General features: G+C 47.3%; 22 protein-coding genes. All 22 read right to left on the bottom strand.

The annotated features are described in order from the left end of the window. Nucleotides 1-7: 7 nt before the first annotated feature. Complete coding sequence (locus tag NL643_RS03485) at nt 8-2242, bottom strand: chemotaxis protein CheA (RefSeq protein WP_253643906.1); 2235 nt, start codon at nt 2240-2242, stop codon at nt 8-10. Between the two features lie 9 nt (nt 2243-2251). After that, on the bottom strand, nt 2252-2992 hold the full coding sequence (locus NL643_RS03480; protein WP_006741709.1) for a protein phosphatase CheZ: 741 nt from the start codon (nt 2990-2992) through the stop codon (nt 2252-2254). A 120-nt stretch (nt 2993-3112) separates the two neighbouring features. After that, on the bottom strand, nt 3113-3481 hold the full coding sequence (gene cheY / locus NL643_RS03475; RefSeq protein WP_017635949.1) for a chemotaxis response regulator CheY: 369 nt from the start codon (nt 3479-3481) through the stop codon (nt 3113-3115). 45 nt (nt 3482-3526) lie between these two features. Continuing rightward, nucleotides 3527-4261, bottom strand: coding sequence for an RNA polymerase sigma factor FliA (locus tag NL643_RS03470; RefSeq protein ID WP_048625854.1), 735 nt, complete (start codon nt 4259-4261; stop codon nt 3527-3529). Continuing rightward, nucleotides 4254-5141, bottom strand: coding sequence for a MinD/ParA family protein (locus NL643_RS03465; RefSeq protein WP_005380498.1), 888 nt, complete (start codon nt 5139-5141; stop codon nt 4254-4256). Before NL643_RS03465 ends, NL643_RS03470 begins: the two co-directional genes overlap by 8 nt. A 14-nt stretch (nt 5142-5155) precedes the next feature. Further along, nucleotides 5156-6673, bottom strand: coding sequence for a flagellar biosynthesis protein FlhF (gene flhF / locus NL643_RS03460; protein ID WP_012841533.1), 1518 nt, complete (start codon nt 6671-6673; stop codon nt 5156-5158). Nucleotides 6674-6701: 28 nt separating this feature from the next. Then, a complete protein-coding gene (gene flhA, locus NL643_RS03455; protein ID WP_253643922.1) occupies nt 6702-8801 on the bottom strand; it encodes a flagellar biosynthesis protein FlhA in 2100 nt (699 codons plus the stop codon). Nucleotides 8802-9011: 210 nt separating this feature from the next. Then, entirely contained in the window at nt 9012-10142 is a 1131-nt protein-coding gene (gene flhB, locus NL643_RS03450) for a flagellar biosynthesis protein FlhB (protein WP_006741705.1), read from the bottom strand. Nucleotides 10143-10145: 3 nt separating this feature from the next. Further along, entirely contained in the window at nt 10146-10928 is a 783-nt protein-coding gene (fliR, locus tag NL643_RS03445) for a flagellar biosynthetic protein FliR (protein ID WP_046875542.1), read from the bottom strand. A gap of 8 nt (nt 10929-10936) precedes the next feature. Further along, nucleotides 10937-11206, bottom strand: coding sequence for a flagellar biosynthesis protein FliQ (gene fliQ, locus NL643_RS03440; RefSeq protein WP_012841532.1), 270 nt, complete (start codon nt 11204-11206; stop codon nt 10937-10939). A 24-nt stretch (nt 11207-11230) separates the two neighbouring features. Next, nucleotides 11231-12100 (bottom strand): flagellar type III secretion system pore protein FliP, encoded by an 870-nt coding sequence (gene fliP, locus NL643_RS03435; RefSeq protein WP_253643905.1) that lies wholly within the window; start codon nt 12098-12100, stop codon nt 11231-11233. Beyond that, complete coding sequence (gene fliO, locus NL643_RS03430) at nt 12087-12500, bottom strand: flagellar biosynthetic protein FliO (protein WP_046875540.1); 414 nt, start codon at nt 12498-12500, stop codon at nt 12087-12089. The genes fliP and fliO overlap by 14 nt, the downstream gene beginning before the upstream one ends. A gap of 1 nt (nt 12501) precedes the next feature. Next, nucleotides 12502-12912 carry a flagellar motor switch protein FliN gene (gene fliN, locus NL643_RS03425; RefSeq protein WP_012841530.1) on the bottom strand — a complete coding sequence of 137 codons (411 nt, stop codon included), beginning with the start codon at nt 12910-12912 and terminating at the stop codon, nt 12502-12504. Nucleotides 12913-12971: 59 nt separating this feature from the next. Then, nucleotides 12972-14018 carry a flagellar motor switch protein FliM gene (gene fliM / locus NL643_RS03420; protein ID WP_006741703.1) on the bottom strand — a complete coding sequence of 349 codons (1047 nt, stop codon included), beginning with the start codon at nt 14016-14018 and terminating at the stop codon, nt 12972-12974. A 7-nt stretch (nt 14019-14025) separates the two neighbouring features. Next, nucleotides 14026-14529 (bottom strand): flagellar basal body-associated protein FliL, encoded by a 504-nt coding sequence (fliL, locus tag NL643_RS03415; protein ID WP_012841529.1) that lies wholly within the window; start codon nt 14527-14529, stop codon nt 14026-14028. 85 nt (nt 14530-14614) lie between these two features. Next, entirely contained in the window at nt 14615-16498 is a 1884-nt protein-coding gene (locus NL643_RS03410) for a flagellar hook-length control protein FliK (protein WP_253643904.1), read from the bottom strand. 184 nt (nt 16499-16682) lie between these two features. Then, nucleotides 16683-17126: a flagellar export protein FliJ gene (fliJ, locus tag NL643_RS03405; protein ID WP_012841527.1), complete on the bottom strand. Its 444-nt coding sequence runs from the start codon at nt 17124-17126 to the stop codon at nt 16683-16685. Between the two features lie 6 nt (nt 17127-17132). Beyond that, nucleotides 17133-18452, bottom strand: coding sequence for a flagellar protein export ATPase FliI (gene fliI, locus NL643_RS03400; protein WP_046875538.1), 1320 nt, complete (start codon nt 18450-18452; stop codon nt 17133-17135). A gap of 3 nt (nt 18453-18455) precedes the next feature. Further along, entirely contained in the window at nt 18456-19256 is an 801-nt protein-coding gene (gene fliH, locus NL643_RS03395; RefSeq protein ID WP_006741700.1) for a flagellar assembly protein FliH, read from the bottom strand. 71 nt (nt 19257-19327) lie between these two features. Next, a complete protein-coding gene (gene fliG, locus NL643_RS03390) occupies nt 19328-20383 on the bottom strand; it encodes a flagellar motor switch protein FliG (RefSeq protein ID WP_253643903.1) in 1056 nt (351 codons plus the stop codon). Next, on the bottom strand, nt 20376-22118 hold the full coding sequence (fliF, locus tag NL643_RS03385) for a flagellar basal-body MS-ring/collar protein FliF (protein WP_006741698.1): 1743 nt from the start codon (nt 22116-22118) through the stop codon (nt 20376-20378). The genes fliG and fliF overlap by 8 nt, the downstream gene beginning before the upstream one ends. A 14-nt stretch (nt 22119-22132) precedes the next feature. After that, nucleotides 22133-22444 carry a flagellar hook-basal body complex protein FliE gene (fliE, locus tag NL643_RS03380; RefSeq protein WP_012841525.1) on the bottom strand — a complete coding sequence of 104 codons (312 nt, stop codon included), beginning with the start codon at nt 22442-22444 and terminating at the stop codon, nt 22133-22135. Nucleotides 22445-22468 lie beyond the last annotated feature (24 nt).

Genomic DNA, 22468 nt, shown 5'->3' with positions numbered 1-22468 from the left:
GCTTTGCTTAAAGGCGTGAAGCCGCAGCATATCGCTTAAGTAAATCAGGCACATCTAGAATTAATGCAATATGGCCATCGCTAGTGATTGTTGCACCAGCCATGCCCGGAGTGCCTTGCAATAGATTATCGAGTGGCTTAATAACCACTTCTTCTTGACCAATAAGCGTATCCACAACAAAACCAACGCGCTGGTTACCGATCTGTACAATAACCACATGACCGTGACCAGTACGCTCTTCGACGTTTTGTGATTTGGATGCTAACCAGTTCTGTAAGTAAAATAGCGGGATAGATTTTTCACGCACAATGATCGTCAACTGACCATCTACCACGTTTGTCCGACTCAGATCCAAGTGGAAAATTTCGCTCACAGATGCCAGTGGCAGCGCAAACGGATGACCGCCAACACCAACCATCAGTGTTGGTAGGATCGCAAGCGTCAGTGGTACTTTGATGGTGATCTTAGTGCCTTTACCTAGCTCAGAATCGATATCGATTGAACCATTTAAGGTGTTGATCGCCGTCTTAACCACATCCATGCCAACGCCACGGCCAGAGATGTCAGAAATTTTATCTTTACTTGAGAAACCTGGCGCAAAGATAAGGTTGAAGCACTCTTTGTCTGTTAAACGGCCCGCCGCATCTTCGTCCATCATACCGCGCTTAACCGCGATACCACGCAGTTTGTTCGGGTCCATACCGCCGCCATCATCTACGATGGATAGCTCAATGTGATCCCCTTCTTGTGATGCAGACAAAATCACTTTACCTGTGCGTGATTTACCTGCTTTCGCGCGGTCGTCTGGCATTTCAATACCGTGGTCAACCGAGTTACGAACCAAGTGAATCAATGGATCAGCCAATGCTTCTACAAGGTTTTTATCGAGATCGGTTTCTTCACCGCGCATTTCCAACACAATGTCTTTATTTAGGTTGCGCGCCAAGTCACGGACAACGCGTGGGAAACGGCCAAATACTTTCTTGATTGGCTGCATACGCGTTTTCATTACCGCGCCTTGCAGATCCGCCGTTACGACATCAAGGTTGGCGACCGCTTTGGACATTTCTTCATTGTCGCTGTTCAAACCAAGGCTTAATAGACGGTTTCGGACCAATACAAGCTCACCTACCATGTTCATGATGGTATCAAGCGTCGAGGTATCGACACGAACGGTTGCCTCGGCCTGAGGCTTTTTAACCGCTGGCGCTTTCGCCTCTTCTTTCACCGCGACAGGTTTAGATTCTGGTTTTGGTGCTGGAGCCGGAGTTGGAGCTGCTGGTGCTGGCTTAACCGCAGGCTCAGGTTTCGCAGGGCTTTCCTCTACGTTTGCTGATGCCGGCTTCGTTGCCATATCCAGTTCTTCTAGCGTAGGACCTTTGCCCGCACCATGTAGCTCATCGAGTAACTTTTCGAACTCTTCGTCCGTCATTAAGTCACTATCTTGATTTTCTGACGATGCAACTGGCGCAGCTGGTTCTGCCGCTTTAGGAGGTTCTGCTGGTGCAGATGCTGCAGCCTCTGCCGCTGATGGACTTTTGCCAACGCCGTGAAGTTCGTCAAGTAGACGCTCAAATTCATCGTCAGTGATATCGCCACTTTCAACAGATGGCGCACTTGATTGAGGGGGCTCTGATGGCGTTGTTGGTGTCGCAGGTTCTGAAGCGCCTGGAGCTGAGCCTTTACCATGAAGCTCATCCAGCAGCTTTTCGAATTCGTCTTGGGTAATTTCATCAACAGAGCCGACACTTGACGCTGGCGCGGCAGGTTCTTCAATAACAGGCTCAGGAATGACAGGTTCAGGAGTAACCACTGGTTCTTCAACCACGGTTGCAGCGACTTCATCTTCTGATTCAGGTTTACATAGACGATGAAGTTCTTCAAGAAGGGCAGGATCCGCAGCTTCCAATGGCTCACGATCTTGAACAGCTTGGAACTGGGTATTGACCGTATCCAACGCTTTTAGCATCGTATCCATTAAGTTTTGCGTGACCGTGCGTTGGCCGTTTCGTAAAACGTCGAACACGTTCTCCGCACCATGACAAGTATCGACTAGCTCTGCCAAAGACAGGAAGCCAGCACCGCCTTTTACGGTGTGAAACCCGCGGAAAATTGCATTAAGTAAGTCTTTGTCTTCTGGGTTATTTTCCAATTCAACCAACTGCTCAGAAAGCAGTTCGAGAATTTCCCCAGCCTCAATGAGAAAGTCCTGAAGAATATCTTCGTCTAAATCGTAGCTCATACGTTACCTTTAAAATCCAAGACTGGACAACAAGTCATCGACTTCGTCCTGCGATGAAACCGCATCTTCTCTCAGTTCTGGATGAAGAATCGGGCCTTCGGCTTCGCTTGTTTGTGTATTCTTTTTATCTGCCGGTTCTGACAAAACTTGAATGTGTTCTTCAGGTTTATTTCCAGAGAATACGGTTAGGATTTCCACTAAGCGGCCTTCTACTTCATTTACCAACGTAATTACGCGGCGAATAATTTGGCCAGTTAGGTCTTGGAAGTCTTGCGCCATGAGAATTTCGGTCAATTGACCACGCAACTCAGTGCTGTCACCTTCGACTTGAACTAATAGCTCGTCGATTCGGTGACAAAGTGCTTTGAATTCGCTTAATTCGATGCGCCCGTGCATGAGTTCATTCCATTGAGGACGAACTTTCTGAAGGCAATCATGCAGGTTGTCAGCGATAGGAAGGCAGCAGTCGACTGCATCCATCGTTTTGTTGGCTGCTAGCTCTGTCTTCTCGATCACATAATTAAGACGATCCCTTGCGTTAGGGATTTCGTCTTTCGCAATTTCGGTCATGCGCTGATCGAGACTGAACTGCTTGAGTGATTCGTGAAGGTCTCGAGTTAAGGCTCCAATTTCTTGCAGCATTGGATTCTCGGCACCTTCGTAGATCGAGGCAACAAGCATATTGGCTTGGTCTTGTTCCCCGTTTTCTAGCATTTGAACGAGTGACTTCGCCTGCTCTAGTGAGATCATTCTGAATAGACCCTTTTACGTTTAGTTCTTCTTATCACTTTAAAAACGCTAAACGAGTCATTTAATAGGTATTTAATAATTGGTATGAATGACTCGAATAACAAAGAGAAAAAGAGAGAGTTATAAACGCTCGAAAATTTTATCTAATTTTTCTTTTAATGTTGCAGCAGTAAATGGCTTAACAATGTAGCCGTTTACGCCTGCTTGAGCAGCTTCAATGATCTGCTCACGCTTCGCTTCAGCCGTGATCATTAGAACTGGCAAATGCTTAAGTTCTGCATCCGCGCGGATGTGTTTAAGCAAATCGATGCCTTGCATACCTGGCATGTTCCAGTCAGTTACAACAAAATCGAAGTCACCTTTTTTCAGCATTGGTAATGCGGTTAAACCATCGTCCGCTTCTTGAGTGTTATTGAAACCCAAGTCACGAAGCAGGTTTTTAACAATACGGCGCATTGTTGAGAAATCATCAACAATAAGGATCTTCATGTTTTTATTCAAAATTGCCTCCACTGAATCGTAAAATCAGTGTTTTTAGTCATTTTGTGTCCACGCACTGAGCTTGGTGCGCAAACGTTGCATCGCTTGACTCAGTATTTGACTTACGCGAGATTCGCTTACGCCTAACACATCGCCAATTTCTTTCAAATTGAGTTCTTCATCATAATAAAGCGAAAGTACCAAAGCTTCACGCTCTGGAAGCTGTTTTATTGATTCAACCAGTGCTTTTCGAAATGATTCATCGGCAACCCCTTTGAACGGGTTACTGTCATCAGTTTCATCTGCAGGTGAAATCACATCATCAGAAACGCCTAAATCCTCAATACCGACTAATTTTGAGCAGTTGATATCGGTCAGAGCACTATGATATTGATCCAGTGTCATACCGAGATGCGTGGCTACTTCAGAATCAGTAGGATCTCGATTTAATTCGCCTTCCAGTTCCGCAATCGCTTGGTTAATCTCTCGATTATTTTTATGAACAGAACGCGGTACCCAATCGCCTTTGCGCATGTCATCTAACATTGCACCGCGAATACGGATACCTGCATAAGTTTCAAAGCTCGCACCTTTAGAACCATCATAATTCTGCTGAGCTTCGATAAGACCGATCATGCCGGCCTGAATTAAATCCTCTACCTGAACACTCGGCGGTAAACGGCCTAATAGGTGGTGAGCAATGCGCTTAACCAACACTGAGTAGCGCTCTATAAACGCTTGCTGGCTATTAAACTTGCCATGTTGGTCATAGGTTATCGCTTTATTCACCAAAAGGGTCCTCTGCGAATTCGGTACGATTTAGCAACCTTTCCACAAAAAATTCCAAGTGTCCACTTGGTGTTTTCGGTAGTGGCCACGTTAACGCTTTGTTTGCTAGTGAGCTAATAGCTAAAGCGGCAGGTGAGCGAGGGAACGCATCAACGACAATTTTTTGTCTTTTTACAGCCTGTCGTACTTTATCATCTAATGGAATACATGCTACGAGTTCAAGGCTGACATTCAAGAATCGCTCTGTGACTAGCGTCAACTTTGCAAACAATTCTCGCCCTTCACGGTAGCTTCTGACCATATTTGCTACAACTTTAAAGCGTTGGACCTGGTGTTCTTTACTTAACAGCTTAATTAACGCATATGCATCTGTGATTGAAGTTGGTTCATCACACACAACCACAACGACATCTTGAGCTGCTCGCGAAAAACTGATTACCATGTCAGAAATGCCTGCGGCGGTATCTATCAGCAGGACGTCCATTTCGTCTTCAAGACTACCAAATGCTCGAATGAGTCCAGCATGTTGAGCGTGAGAAAGCTCAGTCATGCTCTGTGTGCCAGAAGTTGCAGGGATTATCTTTATACCATAAGGCCCTTCGACAATCGCATCTTTTAGCTCACATTCACCCGCTAAGACATGTCCTAGATTACGTTTTGCACGAATTCCGAGCATCACGTCCACATTGGCCAGACCTAAATCAGCGTCGAGAACCATCACCTTCTTGCCTTGGCGAGCCATACAAATCGCCAGACCCAGTGTTACGTTTGATTTCCCCACACCACCTTTGCCGCCAGTAACAGCAATCACTTTGGTCAACGATGGTTGTGTTAAGCGACGGAGGCCGCTTGCTTGATCGTGTATCATATTCTCAGTCATAGTAGCCCGCCGCCTTAGAGTCCTTCACTGTCACTGTTCCAAAAGTGAGGTTCGTTCTCTGTCGACTTCTCTAACAGTTCATTTGCTTTCGCAAGCATATATTTTGGTTGCGCTATCACAATGTCTTCTGGCACGCGCTGACCATTAGCGATGTAAGCCACTGGCATTGCGTTTTGAATCACTACACTGATGAATTCGCCTAGACTTAATGACTCATCAAGCTTCGTCATAATACAACCCGAAAGTGGTATGCGTCGGAAGTGATCCAGCGTTTCTTGTAGAACGCGACGTTGTGCGGTAGCTGGCAAAACAAGGTAGCTGTGAATCACTTCTCCGCTCTCTTGCATTAGAGTATCGAGCTGCTCAGAAAGCCTGACATCTCGTTGCCCCATCCCTGCCGTATCGACCAAAATCAGTCTTCTGTTTCTTAGCTGATATATAACATCGGCTAACTCGTTAGAATCTTTAGCAACTCTTACGGGACAACCCATGATTCTTCCGTAAATTGAGAGCTGCTCATGTGCACCTATGCGATATGTATCTGTTGTCACAAGGGCCACATTGTCGGCACCGTATTCCATGGCGGCACGTGCTGCGAGCTTCGCAACGGTGGTTGTTTTTCCCACCCCCGTCGGACCTAACAGTGCAACCACACCACCACGTTTTAAAATGTCCTGTTTAGGAATATTGATTTGATCCGCCACCAGCGACAACAACGCTTTCCACGCTCGCGCTGGTTTTGTATCTTCCGGGATATAGCACGCCATTTGGTCTGCTAACTCCGGAGAAACGCCCATACGCTCTAAGCGCTTAATCAGCATTGCTCTGAGCGGCTCTCGACGTTCCACTTCCTGCCACATCAGGCCAGAGACTTGATGCTCTAAAAGACGACGAATTGACGTCATCTCTTCGCGCATACTCTCCAGCTCATCGGCAGACTCTTCTCGCTCATCACTTGGACGGCGGCGATCATAGCGTGTCGGATCCAACTTCGGCGTTGGACGCTCAAATCGATTATCTTGTGCGATTAACTTCGCCAAAGGTGAATCTGGTTGATATGGCGCTGGCTTTTCTTGGTTGTAGCCGTCGCGATGCTTATTCTGGCGTTGCAATAAAGCAGAGAGCGAATCTTCATTTTCCGCTACATGATCGTCAGCATCTGCTGCACCACCACTATATTGCTTAAGCATGTTAGCGAATCGCTGCGTCATCGAGCCTGTTTTTTCGTTGTTACTGTTATTACTGTTCAGGCTAATTTTATCTTCATCTAAATGACGATCTTGATAACGATCAGCAGAAGACGATGACATTTGACGATGTTCGTTATAGCGATTCGATTGAGAAGCACCGCGATTTTGTTGTGACGCTGCGCTTGCTTGAGACGGGTTAGATTCACTATCTATCGCCGCAACAATCGCCACCCCACCAGCCACTTTCTTGTTTGACATGATCACCGCTTCCGCGCCTAACTCCTCTTTCACTTGGAGCAGCGCCGTTCTCATGTCTTTGGCAAAAAATCGCTTTATTTTCAAACTATGAATCCATTAATGATGCGTGAGATCAGTTACCCACGGCTTGCACAATTCTGATCTGTTTTTCATCCGGGATTTCTTGGTAAGACAGTACCCGGAGATTAGGTATTGTGTTCTTCACAAATTTCGCCAACGTCGAGCGTAATACACCGGAAGTAAGCAGAACGGCTGGCTCGCCTTTCAATTCTTGTTCCTGTGTCGCTTGGCTTAGTGAAGACTGCAATCGTTCAGCGAGCCCCGGTTCAATCCCCGCGGATTCGCCTCCTGATGCTTGCATAGTTTGATGCAATATTTGTTCCAGTTCAGGTATCAAAGTAATCACTGGCAGCTCAGGCTCTATACCATTGATTTCTTGAACAATTAGGCGTTTAAGACTAATTCGAACTGCTGCCGTCAATATGTCAGCTTCTTGACTCTTACTTGAGTACTCAGCCAAAGTTTGAACAATCGTGCGAATATCGCGGATTGGAATGGCCTCGTTTAACAAGTTTTGTAGGACTTTCACCACCACACCTAATGGTAATTGGTCAGGAACAAAGTTCTCAACCAACTTAGGCGCGCTGCGTCCTAACATTTCTAATAAATTCTCTACTTCTTCATGACCAATCAACTGCGATGCGTTATTAGTCAATAACTGGCTCAGGTGCGTCGCTAATACTGTCGATGAGTCAACAACCGTATAACCTAACGCCTGAGCATGCTCACGCTGATCTTCGCGAATCCATACGGCTTCCAATCCAAATGCAGGGTCAATGGTTGGCTCGCCATCAATCATGCCATACACCTGACCTGGGTTAATCGCTAGCTCTTGATCCGGACGAATCTCAGCTTCGCCCACCGCAACCCCCATTAATGTGATTCGATAGCTGTTTGGCGTCAGTTCAAGGTTGTCACGTATGTGAACCGCAGGGATTAAGAACCCAAAATCTTGCGATAGCTTTTTACGCACACCTTTTACGCGCTCTAACAGTTCTCCACCTTGGTCTCGGTCCACTAGCGGAATCAAGCGGTAACCCACTTCTAGGCCAATAATATCGACTGGCTGGACGTCGTCCCAAGATAGTTCGCGTTGTGATGAAGGCTCTACACCTTCGTCGGCTTTCGCTGGTAAAGCCGGTTCTTTCGCTTTCTGCTTTTGGCGTTTATCGATGAAATACGCCGCCGCGCCAGCCGCGACCGCCAGACTCAAAAACGCAAAGTGTGGCATGCCCGGTACGATGCCCATCACACCGAGAATAGCTGCGGTAATCATCAGTGCTTTTGGGTTGTCGAACATCTGGAAGACCAGCTGTTCACCCATGTCTTCATCGGTGTTTTGACGCGTCACCATCATCGCCGCTGCAATCGACAGCAATAGCGATGGAATCTGTGCAACTAGGCCGTCACCAATCGTCAGCAAAGTATAGATTTCAATTGCCTCACCGAAACCCAATCCATACTGCGCCATACCGATCGACAGACCGCCGATGATGTTGATAAACAGAATCAAAATACCGGCAATCGCGTCACCTTTTACGAACTTCGAGGCACCATCCATTGAACCGTAGAAATCCGCTTCTTTTGTCACTTCAAAACGACGAACTCTTGCCTGTTCTTGGTCTATCAATCCGGCATTTAAGTCCGCATCAATCGCCATCTGCTTACCTGGCAACGCATCAAGGGTGAAGCGAGCACTTACCTCAGAGATACGACCCGCACCTTTGGTCACCACCATAAAGTTGATGATCATTAAGATAAGGAAAACCACTAAGCCGACCGCGTAGTTACCACCAATAACGACATTACCAAACGCTTCAATTACGTTACCTGCCGCGTTGCCGCCTTCGTGACCATGCAGTAAGACGACACGTGTCGAGGCAACGTTCAGCGCCAAACGCAACAAGGTCGCGATCAGCAGTACCGTCGGAAAAGCGGCGAAGTCCAACGGACGACGTGTGTAAACGGTCACTAACAACACCACCATCGACAACGCGATGTTAAAGGTGAAGAACATATCCAGCAAAAAGGCTGGAATAGGCAGCACCACCATCGCTAAGGTGGCCAAAACCATCACCGGCGCGCCAATAGCTGGCATTTCACGCTGAGGGATTCGTGGCAATTTATCTGCAAATGGCAGGCTTAACTTCATACTACGAGAGATCTCAATCGATTGAAGCGTCACGTTAGCTCTTACTATTAATACGCGACCGCTTTGGCCTAAAAGTTTAGGTATGGTTGATAATTAAGGCGTTTTAAGCAAGCTATGTACCATAATTAACGCCAAAATAATGACTAAACACTCAAGTAGAGCTTAATATCTGATTAAATTAGCCTTTTTAGAATTAGGCTTCTTTTAGTATTAGTGCCGGTGTTCTGGCGGGATTGGCAAATCGTAATCCTGAATTTTGGGGCGCTGTCCACCTCGTTTTCGGTATTGTTTCAACTGGAATACAAATGCCAAAACCTGAGCCACCGCAGTAAATAATCCATCGGGGATCTCTTGTTCTAGCTCAGTAGTATGGTACAGCGCACGAGCAAGTGGCGGAGCAGGTACAATTGTGATGTCATGCTCTCGGGCGACTTCTCGAATCTTCATTGCCATGTGATCGGTGCCTTTAGCGATCACTACCGGCGCACGGTCTGTCTTCTGTTTATAACGAAGCGCAACCGAAAAGTGCTCTGGGTTGGTAACAATAACATCAGCCTGAGGAACATCTGCCATCATACGACGTTGAGCCGCTTCTCTTTGCAGCATACGAATGCGTCCTTTGACCTCTGGCTTACCCTCGGTTTCTTTATATTCGTCTTTGACTTCTTGCTTGGTCATTTTTAACTGATCAGCGTGCTGCCAGATTTGAAATGGAATATCGATGGCAACCACGATCAACAGCGAACAGCTGATCAACAAGATAAAGTTCAGCAGAATATCTAAAGCATGGAAGATGTTTTGCGGATACACATCCATACTTAATTGAATCAGATCCGCCTGCGATGCTTGGATCAAATAGATCGCGACACCAGTAACCAAAACCACTTTAAGAATTGATTTGATCAACTCTACCCAGCTTTGCATTCCGACCATCCGCTTTAAACCGCTAAGCGGATTCATTTTTGACAGCTTTGGCATAGCCGCTTGAGCAGAAAAACTGATTCCTCCCACACCCGCAGCACCAATCATGGCGGCAGTAAATAACGTAGCTAGCACCAAAAATAGAGGGAACAACAAATCGGTCATCGCCCCTAAAGCAATGTCAAATAGCTTTGCCGTATCGAAAATCTCTTCTCGTTGAAGATCAAATAAACGGCTCATGATGGAAAACAGTGAGCGTGCTAACGCCTCGCCAAACCACATCAGTGAAATGGCGCCAACGATCAGTACAGATGCTGATGCGAGTTCTTTAGACCGAGCAACCTGCCCCTTTTCTCTGGCTTGTTGTAACCGCCGGGGCGTGGCTTCTTCGGTGCGTTCCTGACCGTCTGATTCTGCCAATTCTTAGCACTCCAAGCGAATGAGTCGACAAATCTGCGCCTCACCCACTGTCCAGAACATTTCATAATGACTATAAAGGCCAGCCAGTATGTACCAACACAGTAATAGACCCACCATCAACGCAAACGCAAAACCAAGCGAAAAGATATTCAGCTGTGGTGCAGCACGGGTCATTACACCAAACGACAAGTTAATGGTAAGTAGCGCAATAATGCCAGATAGCGACATACTCAGTGCCGTTTGGAACATAATACCAAGCCAGCCTGCCATTTCACGAAAATCGACCGCAGTAAGCGTCCCGGACCCAATTGGCAAGGTTTTAAAGCTGAACACTACCAGTTGCAGCATTTTCAAGTGCCCATCGGTGGCAAGGAAAAACATTGTCGTCAAAAACATGAATAGCTGACCAAGCAATGGCGTGTTCTGACCATTTGCGGGATCAACCATAGAAGCGAAACCCAAACTTGACTGCATACCCAATATTTGTCCCAACAAGACAAAGGTTTGAATCATAAATTGAGTGACCATACCCATCGCAATACCGATGATCATTTGCTCGGCAATGGTCATAAAACCCCGAAACGAGAGCAACTCAATGTCTTGAGGCACTGCAGGGATCGCTGGCATGACGGCAAAAGTGATGGCTAACCCGAGGTAAAGGCGGATTCGTGGTGAGACAAATCGAGCCCCAGTTACCGTCATCACCATCAGCATGGAAGAGATACGAACGTAGGGCCAGAAATAGTTTGCGATCCAATCTAAGACAACGCTAGTGGGGTACTCCATAGGCGCCTCTAATAAAGCACCTGAGGTAAGCGCTCAATCAAGCCATAGAAATATTCCATCAACATTTGCGTCATCCAGTGACCAAATAGCATTAGAGCCAAAAGCGTGACTATCAAACGCGGCAAGAAGCTCAATGTTTGCTCGTTGATGGAAGTCGCAGCTTGGAAAATCGCAACAATAAGGCCGATAAGCAAACTTGGGATGATAATGGCGCAGACCATGATAAGCACCATCCAAAGTGCTTCACGGAAAAGCTCGACAAACATTTCTGGTGTCATGTCTTATCCTCTATCTGCGCTTATCTAAAGGGCGAAACTGCCCGCGAGTGTCGAAAGTATCAAGTTCCAACCATCGACCAATACGAACAGCATCAACTTGAACGGCAACGAAACAATCATTGGTGACAACATCATCATACCCATTGCCATCAGTACCGACGCTACCACGAGGTCAATAATCAAAAACGGCAAGAAGAGCATAAAGCCAATCTGGAATGCAGTTTTTAGCTCCGAGGTGATGAAAGCAGGAATCAACACCGCCATCGACACATCTTCTGGGTTCTCAACTTGCTCTCCTGACATGGTTACAAACGTCTCCAAGTCTTTGATTCGGGTTTGTTTAAGCATGAAAGCTTTCATTGGTGCTTGTGCAGCATCAAACGCTTCTCTCGCAGTGACTTGCTCATTCAAATAAGGCTGAACGGCTTTATCGTTGATTTCGTTCAGGACGGGAGACATAACAAAGAAGGTCAAAAACAGCGCTATACCAATGATGACCTGATTAGACGGCGTTTGTTGCAAACCCATTGCCTGACGCAATATCGACATCACCACAACAATTCGAGTAAACGACGTCATTAGAATCACCATGGCAGGCAAGAAGCCAAGCATGGTCATTAACGTTAGGATTTGTAGCGTAACCGAGTAATCTTCACTGCCATCTGGGTTTGTGGTCATGGTAAACGCAGGGATGCCACCACCACTAGAAACGGACATAGCACGACTGGCGCCAGTATCACTTTGCATCGCCTGAACAGTGACGCTACTTCCATCAGCCAAGTTGTCAGGCAGAGCAGACTCCTCTGCCTCAGCAAACGAAAATGAAGAAAACAGCACGCCGACGAAAAGCAACAACGTGCTCAGGAGCAAACGAATCGGGTTACCCTTTGTCATGTTTTTTGATCAGTTGGCTAAATTGAGTCGCAAAAGCATTGGTCGCCAACTCTTCCTCTTTCAGTGGCTTATCTAACTTGGCTAACGTTTGGATTGATTGGCTGGTAATTCCAACCAAAAACTGCTCTTCACCCACTTGAACTACGGCGATTCTTTCTTTGGTGCCCACTGGCAACTGACTCACAATACGCAAGCCTTTTTGTTGTCCCATCGCCGGCACTTGCATACGTTTAAGTAGCCAAGCCAACAAAAGAATCACACCGATCACAAGCACAAGCGAGCCCAGTGTCGTCGCAAGATCCAGATTATTTGGTGCGGCAGCAAATGCATAAGGAGCACTCAGCATTAAGCTCAGTGCTCCAGTGATTTGCGTCAATCGCGTTTTGATTGAGCGGCTCATCTTAACGTAGCTTCTTAATTCGTTCAGTTTGGCTGATCACATCCGTCAAACGGATACCAAACTTATCGTTCACGACCACGACTTCGCCATGCGCAATCAGTGTACCGTTGACTAATACGTCCAATGACTCGCCCGCTAGACGATCCAACTCAACAACCGAACCTTGGTTCAACTGCAATAAGTTCCGAATGCTGATTTGTGAACGACCGACTTCCATCGAAATCGTCACCGGAATATCCATGATGGTGTCGAGTTTACGACGCTCATCTTCGGTAATTGGGCTTGAAGTGTCTTTTAGCTCTTCCAGTGGCGCGGCCAATACTTCATCTACGTCAACAGAAGGTGCAGACGGGTCTTCGCCAAGAGCGGCTGCCCATTCATCTGCTAGCTTTTGATCGTCACTTGGTTCCATTTTTCTATCCTGTGTTAAGCCTTATTTAATGCCAAAGCATGTCTGTTCAATAAGGTATCTTAATCGTCTATATCGTCTTCATTCTCAAGCTCAGACATGATGTCTTTGCCCAAGAAAGCTAAATCTGTTTTGACTACATGTGGGCGCTCAATTTCCTCAGAAATTTGCACCGCTAATTTGTCTTCCGAACGGCCCATTTTTACGCGATAGGTCGGCAGGTCTTCCACAAACATTGTCGCATGTTCTGGCATTTCAATCGGGATGATGTCACCCGGTTGCAATTCCATGAGGTCACGCAAAGAGATGTCTTTTTCAAGCAAGTTAACGCGAAAGTTAACCGGACAATCCATAATCTCTTCACGTAATGCTGAGCTCCAACGGACGTCTGTCTCCATCTTGTCGGACTGAACACCTGCATCCAACAGTTCACGGATCGGCTCAACCATGGAGTAAGGCATAACAACATGAAAATCGCCGCCGCCACCATCGACCTCTATGTGGAAAGAACTCACAACAATCACTTCTGTCGGGCTGACAATGTTAGCCATACTTGGGTTTACTTCTGAGTCGAGATATTCGAACTCCACCCCCATCACTGGCGACCACGCTTCTTTGTAGTCTTCAAATACAATCTTCAGCAGAAGCTGAATGATGCGGCGTTCCGTTGGGGTAAATTCGCGCCCTTCGATTTTGGCATGGAATCGACCATCCCCACCAAAGAAGTTTTCTACCAGAATAAAGACTAAGCGAGCCTCCATGGTGATCAACGCTGTACCTTTTAACGGACGAAAACGCACCATGTTCAAACTGGTTGGCACGTACAATGTGTTTTGGTATTCGCCAAACTTCATCATCTGCACGCCATTGATCGACACTTCTGCCGTTTTACGCAGCATATTAAACAGGCTAATACGCATGTGTCGTGCAAAGCGCTCGTTGATAAGTTCGAGCGTCGGCATTCGACCACGTACAATCCTGTCTTGCGACGAGAAATCAAAATTGACGGCACCTTCGTTGTCGTTTTCTATCGGTTCATCGACGTCATCAACATCGTCAACCCCGTGTAATAGCGCATCAATTTCGTCTTGGCTTAATAGATCGGTCACGTTTTACCTATTGAATAACAAAATCTGTAAACAGTACTTTTTCAATCACTGGCTTACCGACCGCAGCGTTTAGCGCTGCTTTGATATCTTCGGAAGCACGATCGCGCAATTCCACTCGTCCCGTTGGAGAACGCAACTGATCAACCGTCGCCGAAGCAAACGTTGATAACAAAGAGCTCTCAATCAGTGGCGAATGGTACCGCGCCAACTCTTCATTCTCTGCACCGCGAACCATTAACTGCGCTTTAATTTGTACCAGTCTGTCGCGACGGTCCCCAGTAACGTTAAATACAAATGCCTGAGGAAGATTCACGTAGGCAATGGGCGAGGCATCAGATGCCTTCGCTTGAACCTGTTGAGACGCTTCAGCCTGAGCTGGTTCATCAGAGCCCATGAGAAAGAATGCTGCTGCACCACCGCCAAGTAGCAATACCACAACAGCGATTATGATGATAAGTAACTTACCTTTTCCTTTCGGCGCATCGGCCCCTTGTAACTGTTCTTCTGCCATTGTTGTCTCTTATTGTTCTTTTAGGTTACCGAGATGCTTAAGGAAGTCGTTTGGTAACCTTGTATTATTGCCTTTAAACGGCCTGTTATGCGTAAAAGCTAATTCCATCACGCTTTGAAGCCACATTCAAATCCAGATTGACGTCAGCATCAAAGCTCTCTTCTGATTGTCCAGAAAAACCGCTGCCTTGAGCGCTTTGACCATGTTGCTCAGCAGTATACCTACCTTGCTGCTGCCCGCTGTTTTGTTGCTGAACAGAAGAATCAGCCAATTGCATGCCCTGCTGCGCCAACATCTCTCTCAAGCGAGGAAGCGTCTGTTCAATGATGTCACGCGCTTGCGGGTTGTTCACCGTAAAATGCACATTAGCTACATCGTTGTTCATCGTCATACGAATTTGCATACGACCTAATTCTGGTGGATCAAGACGAATATCGAGGTTTTTTAGGTTCTTCGACATCATCATTTGCACTTTTTCCGCCACTTGCTCATTGGCTAGCTCTTTGGTCAGTTGCAACGGAAGCTGAGCTTGCTGCGCGGCATCAATACGCGCTTGTTGCTGCACGTTTGTTCCTTGTTGACCCGCCATCGCCTGAAGCTGCCCTGCTAAACCATGTTGAAGTTCTGGTTTATCTTGCTTATCCGCTGTCGCTTTAAGTGCACCAGCAGCCAATGCGGCATTCACAACTTTCTGGTTAACCTCTCCATCCTTCACGCCTTGAAGCGCAGTCGGCAAATGAGCTGCGGCCAACGCATCTGGCATCGGAGATACTGCGACTTTATCTGCACTCTGAACAGCTTGCGGCTGAGCTGATTGAGTCGCAAAATTAAGGGCTTGCTGAGACATCCCCATAGGCGCAGCCTGGCGAGCCAAATGATGTTGTACTTGCTGCTCGGCGAGAACCTGTTTAACGTCAGTAGGAAGCGCAACAAACTGGGCAAGATCTTGCTCTGGAATATCGGCAATGACCGTCCCTTTTTTCAACCCTTCTATGATCTCAGTTTCTTGCTGAGTCAGTGGTTTTCCCTGCGCCAGTTTGGTATCTATGAGTTCGAGTTCATCCAAGGAAACACGCTGAAGCGCATCAATTTTAGAGCCATCCAAACCCACCTCCAGTGGCGATAGTTCATTGGCAACGTCACCACTGACCATGCCCTTCTCGGTTGGGTGACTGACTTGTTTAGCCATACCTTGCCAAGTAGCAAACTCAGACGAGAGCTTATCGACATCGATAGGTTGACCATTCTTATCTAAAATTGGCTCTAAGCCTTGCCCAGCCATTGCCTGCACTTGTTCAAGCGATTGAGCTGATGGCATTTCATTCAAAGCAGGTTCATCAATGTCTGTTGTTTGCTCGTTAAACGAGTGCTCTAAACCCGCTCGTTGAGGCAAAACTTTGCCACTATCGATGGATGCATTATTCGCTTTCAAGGTTTGATTCGCTTGTTCAATACGACCAAGCAGCTGTTGTCCTTCACCCATCGCGCTTTTTGCGCCATTAGCAGCTGAAGGGGCGTTCGAGAGTGAACCGACTTTCTCAGTGACATCAGCATCATTTTGCGAGTGCGCGCCTTGTTTGGCTTCCAGTAGGCTTGCTTCATCACTGTGAATGGTGTTCGCATGCTCTGTCAGCATGTCGCCAGAGCGGCTTTGCTCTTGAATAGCAGTATCTTGGCTTTCTTGCGCCAGCAACTCTTTGGCGTCGTTACTGCTCGCTTGAGCCACGTCTGTGACCGCTTCTTGGCTATCAGCTTTTCCAGACGAAAGCTTGTTAATCTCGACACTGTTTTGTTCTTCACCGTTTAGTGATTTCGTTGCTACTTTTTCTGACTTTTGTGAACCTGAAAATGCATCCGTCAAGGTTTCCAAAAATCCCTTGCTCTCCGCGTTTTCTGTAGGTGCTTGTGCGGCAGAGTCAGACACTGACGTCTTGCTCGTCGCAGAAACATTGGACAAATTCACATTCATATAGAAATTCTCATTATCAGCAACTTCGAGCGCTAGGCCGCTGCTAAATTGCACACGGTGGCAAATTTAGGTTATTGGGATGATCATCTACAAAGTTATTTGCAAAAAATTACGCCAATAACAAGCTCATTGCCGCAGTGACAAATCGAGCGCTATAAGTGGAAGCAACATCAACTTTTAAACATTAAAAAGGCTTCGCTCGACGGCTGTAAAGCAACGTTGAAAACTCATCCATTTGCTTTTGTTCCCGTTTGGCTTCCGCAAGCTGCTTCTCTTTCTCTCGCTTTTCGATCATCCACTCATAGGATTTGCGTTCTTTGCGTACTGTTAACCAGTATTCTTGACAGTTTTCTACCTGTTCTTTGAAATGACTTTCCGCTTGTTTCTGCTTAGATAACGTTTCGTCTAGCTGGGTGAGAAAGCGATTTAAATGCCCATATTCGCTTGCCGTTAAGCCCGCCTGCCCACGGTCGATAAGCTGTTGGCAATAATCAAGGCGATACTTTTCGATTTGCTCAACCTGACGGTAATAATCTTCAAGTTCAGAGCGCGCTTTGTTCAGCGCAAGTACGGCTTGATCTTCACGCTCTTTAGTCTGCTCAAGTAGGAACTCCATCGCATTGTTCATGCGCTATCACCCGCCCAAAATGTTTCTAAGCATGTTGACGCACATATCGTATGGCACCGATTCTTTCATGCTCTGCTGTAAGTATTCGTCTAACTTTGGCTTCAATGTAAACGCGCCATCGATAGCAGGATCGGTGCCCGGTTTGTACGCCCCAATCGAGACCAAATCTTGGTTCTTGCGGCAAATCGACAAGACCTGACGTACCGCTTTCGACATCAGAACATGTTCTTCAGTGGTGATTTGCGGCATAACACGGCTCACCGACTTTTCGACGTCAATCGCAGGATAATGGCCTGCATCCGCCATTTCACGGGACAGCACAATGTGACCATCAAGAATTGCCCGCGATGCATCCGCAATCGGGTCTTGTAAATCATCGCCCTCGGTCAACACGGTAAAGAACGCCGTAATTGAGCCTTGTTCGGCGCTTCCGTTACCCGCACGCTCAACCAAAGCAGGTAGCTTGGCGAACACAGATGGCGGATAGCCTTTTGTCGCTGGCGGCTCACCAACAGAAAGGGCGATTTCACGCTGTGCTTGCGCAAAACGCGTCAAGGAATCCATCAATAACAGAACGTCCAAACCTTGATCGCGAAAGTACTCTGCAATGGTTAAGGCGGTTTGACAGCCTTTCAAACGCATCAATGGTGAAGCATCGGCAGGCGCAGCCACCACGACAGAGCGACGTCGTCCATCCTCACCTAAAATCTCTTCGATAAACTCTTTAACTTCGCGTCCACGCTCACCTATCAGACCGACTACAACAACTTGTGCGGTTGTACCTCGCGTCATCATGCCAAGCGTGACCGATTTACCCACACCAGAGCCGGCAAACAGACCGATACGCTGACCTTTACCTACCGTCAATAATCCGTTAATCGCTTTCAAGCCCACATCAAGTGGCTCTGAAATTGGCTTTCGAGCCAGCGGGTTGATTGGCTCAGCATTAAAAGAGGCGCGATGATCGGTATACAACGGGCCAAGTCCATCAAGCGGATTACCAACCCCGTCAATCACTCGACCAAGCAACTCCATGCCAACAGGCAAGCCAGCGTCACTGGTTAATGGCGTCACTCTAGCGCCAGGCAAAATGCCCGTAATTTGCTCGCTTGGCATCAAAAATAGGTTATCACCTGAAAAACCGACGACCTCGGCTTCCATCTGACCGGACATGGTTTCCACTAAGCATAAACTGCCAATTGGTGCGCGACAACCTGTCGCTTCCAACGTTAACCCAACCACTCGAACCAGTTTGCCAGAGGCAACTGGGCGCGTCGTTAAGCCTTCAACTTTGTAGTTTTTTAAACGGTCAGCCAATGCTTGCATGGATTACTCACCCTCTTGATGACGGTTTGCACCACAAAAACTGTGCAACACGCTTTTGACGCGCTCTTCCATACGGTAGTTAATGCTTGACTCACCCGCTTCAATCTGGACGTCGCCTCGATTGAGTGATGGCTCAGCAACCAACGTCCAGTTGCGGCAATCAAGGTCTTCTTCGCCGTAAGCTGAGCGAATAATCGCAACGTCTTCTGGATTCAGGTGCAAGGTAATGGGATGACCTGATATTGGCAGCGCTTCAACCGACTGCTTAACCGTGTCTAAAATAATTTGAGGGTTGGTTTGTACTTCGACATGCACGACTTCTTTAACTAAACAGAGCACCATGTCCACCAGCTGCTTTTCAACCTGAGCATTCATTAGCTCTAACGGCTGAGCAAACTGGTTCGCTAAGTTCATAAAGGTTTCGACTTGCTGCTGAATATATTCTTGACCTGCGGTCACGCCTTCGGCTTTTCCAAGCTCCAGCCCTTCAGCATGGCCCGCTTGCAGGCCTTCTTCTTTGCCTTTGTCGTAACCTTGCTTAAAGCCTGCTTCTTGACCTTGATACAAACCTTCCTGATAAGCGCCTTGCTTGATCAGCTCTATCTGCTCTTCGGTTAGCTCAAGTGCTTGCTCTTCTTCTGGTTCTTCAAGATTCGGTACCCAACCCGGGTCATAGTTAAACGCGGTTTGTTTTGCTTGCTTGGCTTTGGGCTCGCCGTAATCAGGCAACCCCCAACGTTGTGGTTCGATCATCGAATCATCTTCATCAGGACGGATAAATCCACGTTTTCTTTCGCCAGCCATGGGTTACCTATTATGTATTCGATTAAGAAGTGAGGGCACTCCGCAATAGGATAATCGCGGAGCAATAGAGATTATAAGAATTCGTCCGCACCGCCAGACAACATGAGGTCGCCTGCATCGGCCATGCGACGAGCGATCGCCAGGATTTCTTTCTGTGCCGCTTCGACATCCGCCACGCGAACTGGCGGCATCGCTTCGATGTCATCACGCATCATCTCAGCCGCTCGTTTCGACATGTTCTTAAATACCTTCTCACGCAGAGAATCGTCGGCACCTTTAAGTGCTTTTTGCAACACGTCTTGTGGTACATCACGCAGCAGTTTCTGAATACCTTGATCGTCCACTTCGACTAGGTTTTCGAAGACAAACATCAAGTCTTGAATTTGCGTCGCCATGTCTTCGTCTTGATCGCGAATCTGTTCCATCAACAAACCTTCGACGTTGTTGTCTAGATAGTTCATGATCTCCGCTGCCGCTTTCAGGCCGCCAATCTTGGCTGCTTGAGCGCCAGCTTGGCCCGCGAACTGTTTCTCCATGATTTCGTTCAGCTCTGCCAGTGCCGATGGCTGAACTTCTTCAAGGTTGGCAATACGCATCATCAGGTCCAAACGCACGCGCTCAGGGAACTGAGACAAAATCTCCGCGGATTGGTCTGCTTCTAAATAAGACAATACGATGGTTTGGATCTGCGGGTGTTCGTTGACAATGATGCTCGCCACTTGTCGTGGGTCCATCCATTTCAGCGAATCCAAGCCTTTTGAACCCGTACCAAGTAGGATCTGGTCAACCAAGTTGTTGGCTTTGTCTTCACCAAGAGCCGCTACCAGTGCATTACGCATGAAGTCTTCGCTGCCCATGCCGATGTTGGTGTATTTCTGGATGTCCTCCAAAAATGCACGGTGAACGGCTGACACCTTGTCTTGGCTGAGATCTTTCGCCTTAGCCATCGCACTACCCACACGCTGGACCTGTTTTGGCTCTAGGTGACGAATAATGCCAGCGGCATCTTGTTCATTGAGACTCAGTAGCAAAATTGCTGCTTTTTCTTCGCCAGTAATGGTTGAGACATCCAGCTCAACTGGCATTCCCGCGGCGTTGTCATCTTGAGGTACGATATCGTTAGCCATTGTCATTCATCCAGTTTTTCACTACTTGAGCAGCCAGTTCAGGTTCATTCGCAACCAGAGCGCGAACCGCTTTCAATACATCTTCATCTTTATGAAGGTTTGGCAAATCAATACTTGAACCAAACTCAAACAGTTCGCTGCTTTCAATGTCGCTGCCAATCAGGCTAGTTTCACCATCTGCACCAATCGGCAAGCCGTCTGGTCCGTACATTTCGTCTTCGTCATCACTGGTAGGGTTAAGCAATTTCTTCATTGCTGGGCGAACCAGAACCAACACAACAACGATGATCACTAATGCACTTGCGAACCAACGAACCCAGTCGCTGAAGTTAGGGTGCTCCCAAATTGGTGGTTCTTCCAGCTGTTCAGCCTCAGGCTCTGCAAACTTCACACTCAGTACATTCAACAAATCACCACGGCCTTGGTCAAAACCGACCGTACCAATTAAGACTTGGCGAATAGCATTAATTTCCGATTCGGACATAGGGGTATAGGTCACTTCTCCCGTATCTGGGTTGACCTGACGACGGTCCTTAATCGCAACAGAAACTGTCTGACGAGCAACCGTCCCTGTCTGCTTACGCTCATGGCTGATGGTGGTATCAAGCTCAAAGTTACGCGTGGATTCTTTACGCACCGAACCCTGTCCCATGACAGAACCGTCTTTCATCTGAGCCACATCTTGCGGAATAGAGGCATCCGCTGGAGGCTGATTACTTAACGCCCCCGGAATACCCGCTACCATATTGCCGTTATTGTAATCTTCTAATGCGTACTCACTGCGGGTTGCAGGGGTATTGGGATCAAAGCGTTTGCGAGTTTGTTCAACCGCGCTGAAATCCATTTGGATATCGACCTGCGCCGTGTAGTTGCCATAACCTAAAATAGGTAATAGCACTGAATCAATTTTTTCACGCAGCGCTTGTTCCTGGCTACGCTCTAATTCTTGCTCTTTGCGTCGCGCAGCAGAAGCAGGGTCTTGAGAGCCTGAACTGAGCAAACGACCATGCTGATCTGTGACGGTAATGCGGGAAGTTTTCATTCCCGGAACGGCACTCGCTACCATGTCGACGATAGAATCAACTTCTTGCTGTTTGAGGTTCGTACCAGTCGACAGTGTCAAAAATACGGACGCTGATGCTTCTTGGTTATGACGCACAAAAACACTGTGCTTTGGTAGCGCCAATAAGACTCGCGCTTTACGAACTTGCTTCATTTCCTCAATCGCTTGAGCCAACTGACGTTCTCGACTGAGTTTAAGGCGCTCTTGCTCTAAACGTTGTGATACGCCAAAGCCCATATCTTGCAGCAAAATATCATCGCCCGCCTCTGTGGCTTGGTTTACGCCCGAGCGAACCATGCCAAGTTTGATCGAGTTGTATTCGCTCGATTCAACAGAAATGGTATTACCATCAAGCTTGTAATTGATTTTTTGCTGGTCCAGATAATCCAAAACGGGGATCAACTCTTCGGTCTCATACGCACCAAGCGGGCGCATCTCCGGCTCTTTGACCCAAAAGAACAGCATCACGATCAATGCAACACAGATGGAGATTGACAGCACAAGTACAACTTGACGAAGTAAATCAAGGTCACCCACTGCCATATCAAATTTTGACGCACTGCGCTCCTCTAGATCTGGATTTTGACTCTCCACATCTACGTCGGAACTTGCTACCAGTGCACCATCTGAGCCGCCTTCAGTGACGGTTAAATCTGTAGACTTGTCTGCCACACTTATTACCTAAATTACACTGGCATGTTCATGAGGTCTTTATACGCCTCAACGAGTTTATTGCGAATTTGAACCGTCGCATCAAAAGCGACACTAGACTTGTTACGAGCAATCATAACGTCAGAAAGGGAAACATCGGCATCACCACGATCAAAACGGGTTTGTAAATCACCGGATGCTTTTTGAAGTGTGTTCACGTTATTGATGGCTTTAGTTAGGAGATCATTAAAATCTGCTCCAACTTTCGCCCCACTTGCAGTAGGAGCAGTATTGGTTGCTTCTACCATCATGGCGCGCATTTCTGCCTGAATACCATCAACTTTCATTAGCACCTCTAAGCCAAAAGATTG

Origin of the sequence: Vibrio sp. Y42_MX_L11, from assembly GCF_024181785.1 — a bacterium.
GTDB classification, from domain to species: Bacteria; Pseudomonadota; Gammaproteobacteria; order Enterobacterales; family Vibrionaceae; genus Vibrio; species Vibrio diabolicus.
This window is presented reverse-complemented; position numbering and strand designations above follow the sequence as displayed.

What these genes read in the sequence shown, in the direction of transcription:
- NL643_RS03485 (WP_253643906.1), bottom strand. Translation starts at nt 2,242, where the DNA reads ATGAGCTACGATTTAGACGAAGATATTCTTCAGGACTTTCTCATTGAG.
- NL643_RS03480 (WP_006741709.1), bottom strand. Translation starts at nt 2,992, where the DNA reads ATGATCTCACTAGAGCAGGCGAAGTCACTCGTTCAAATGCTAGAAAAC.
- cheY (WP_017635949.1), bottom strand. Translation starts at nt 3,481, where the DNA reads ATGAAGATCCTTATTGTTGATGATTTCTCAACAATGCGCCGTATTGTT.
- NL643_RS03465 (WP_005380498.1), bottom strand. Translation starts at nt 5,141, where the DNA reads ATGACTGAGAATATGATACACGATCAAGCAAGCGGCCTCCGTCGCTTA.
- flhA (WP_253643922.1), bottom strand. Translation starts at nt 8,801, where the DNA reads ATGAAGTTAAGCCTGCCATTTGCAGATAAATTGCCACGAATCCCTCAG.
- fliR (WP_046875542.1), bottom strand. Translation starts at nt 10,928, where the DNA reads ATGGAGTACCCCACTAGCGTTGTCTTAGATTGGATCGCAAACTATTTC.
- fliQ (WP_012841532.1), bottom strand. Translation starts at nt 11,206, where the DNA reads ATGACACCAGAAATGTTTGTCGAGCTTTTCCGTGAAGCACTTTGGATG.
- fliP (WP_253643905.1), bottom strand. Translation starts at nt 12,100, where the DNA reads ATGACAAAGGGTAACCCGATTCGTTTGCTCCTGAGCACGTTGTTGCTT.
- fliO (WP_046875540.1), bottom strand. Translation starts at nt 12,500, where the DNA reads ATGAGCCGCTCAATCAAAACGCGATTGACGCAAATCACTGGAGCACTG.
- fliN (WP_012841530.1), bottom strand. Translation starts at nt 12,912, where the DNA reads ATGGAACCAAGTGACGATCAAAAGCTAGCAGATGAATGGGCAGCCGCT.
- fliL (WP_012841529.1), bottom strand. Translation starts at nt 14,529, where the DNA reads ATGGCAGAAGAACAGTTACAAGGGGCCGATGCGCCGAAAGGAAAAGGT.
- NL643_RS03410 (WP_253643904.1), bottom strand. Translation starts at nt 16,498, where the DNA reads ATGAATGTGAATTTGTCCAATGTTTCTGCGACGAGCAAGACGTCAGTG.
- fliJ (WP_012841527.1), bottom strand. Translation starts at nt 17,126, where the DNA reads ATGAACAATGCGATGGAGTTCCTACTTGAGCAGACTAAAGAGCGTGAA.
- fliI (WP_046875538.1), bottom strand. Translation starts at nt 18,452, where the DNA reads ATGCAAGCATTGGCTGACCGTTTAAAAAACTACAAAGTTGAAGGCTTA.
- fliH (WP_006741700.1), bottom strand. Translation starts at nt 19,256, where the DNA reads ATGGCTGGCGAAAGAAAACGTGGATTTATCCGTCCTGATGAAGATGAT.
- fliG (WP_253643903.1), bottom strand. Translation starts at nt 20,383, where the DNA reads ATGGCTAACGATATCGTACCTCAAGATGACAACGCCGCGGGAATGCCA.
- fliE (WP_012841525.1), bottom strand. Translation starts at nt 22,444, where the DNA reads ATGAAAGTTGATGGTATTCAGGCAGAAATGCGCGCCATGATGGTAGAA.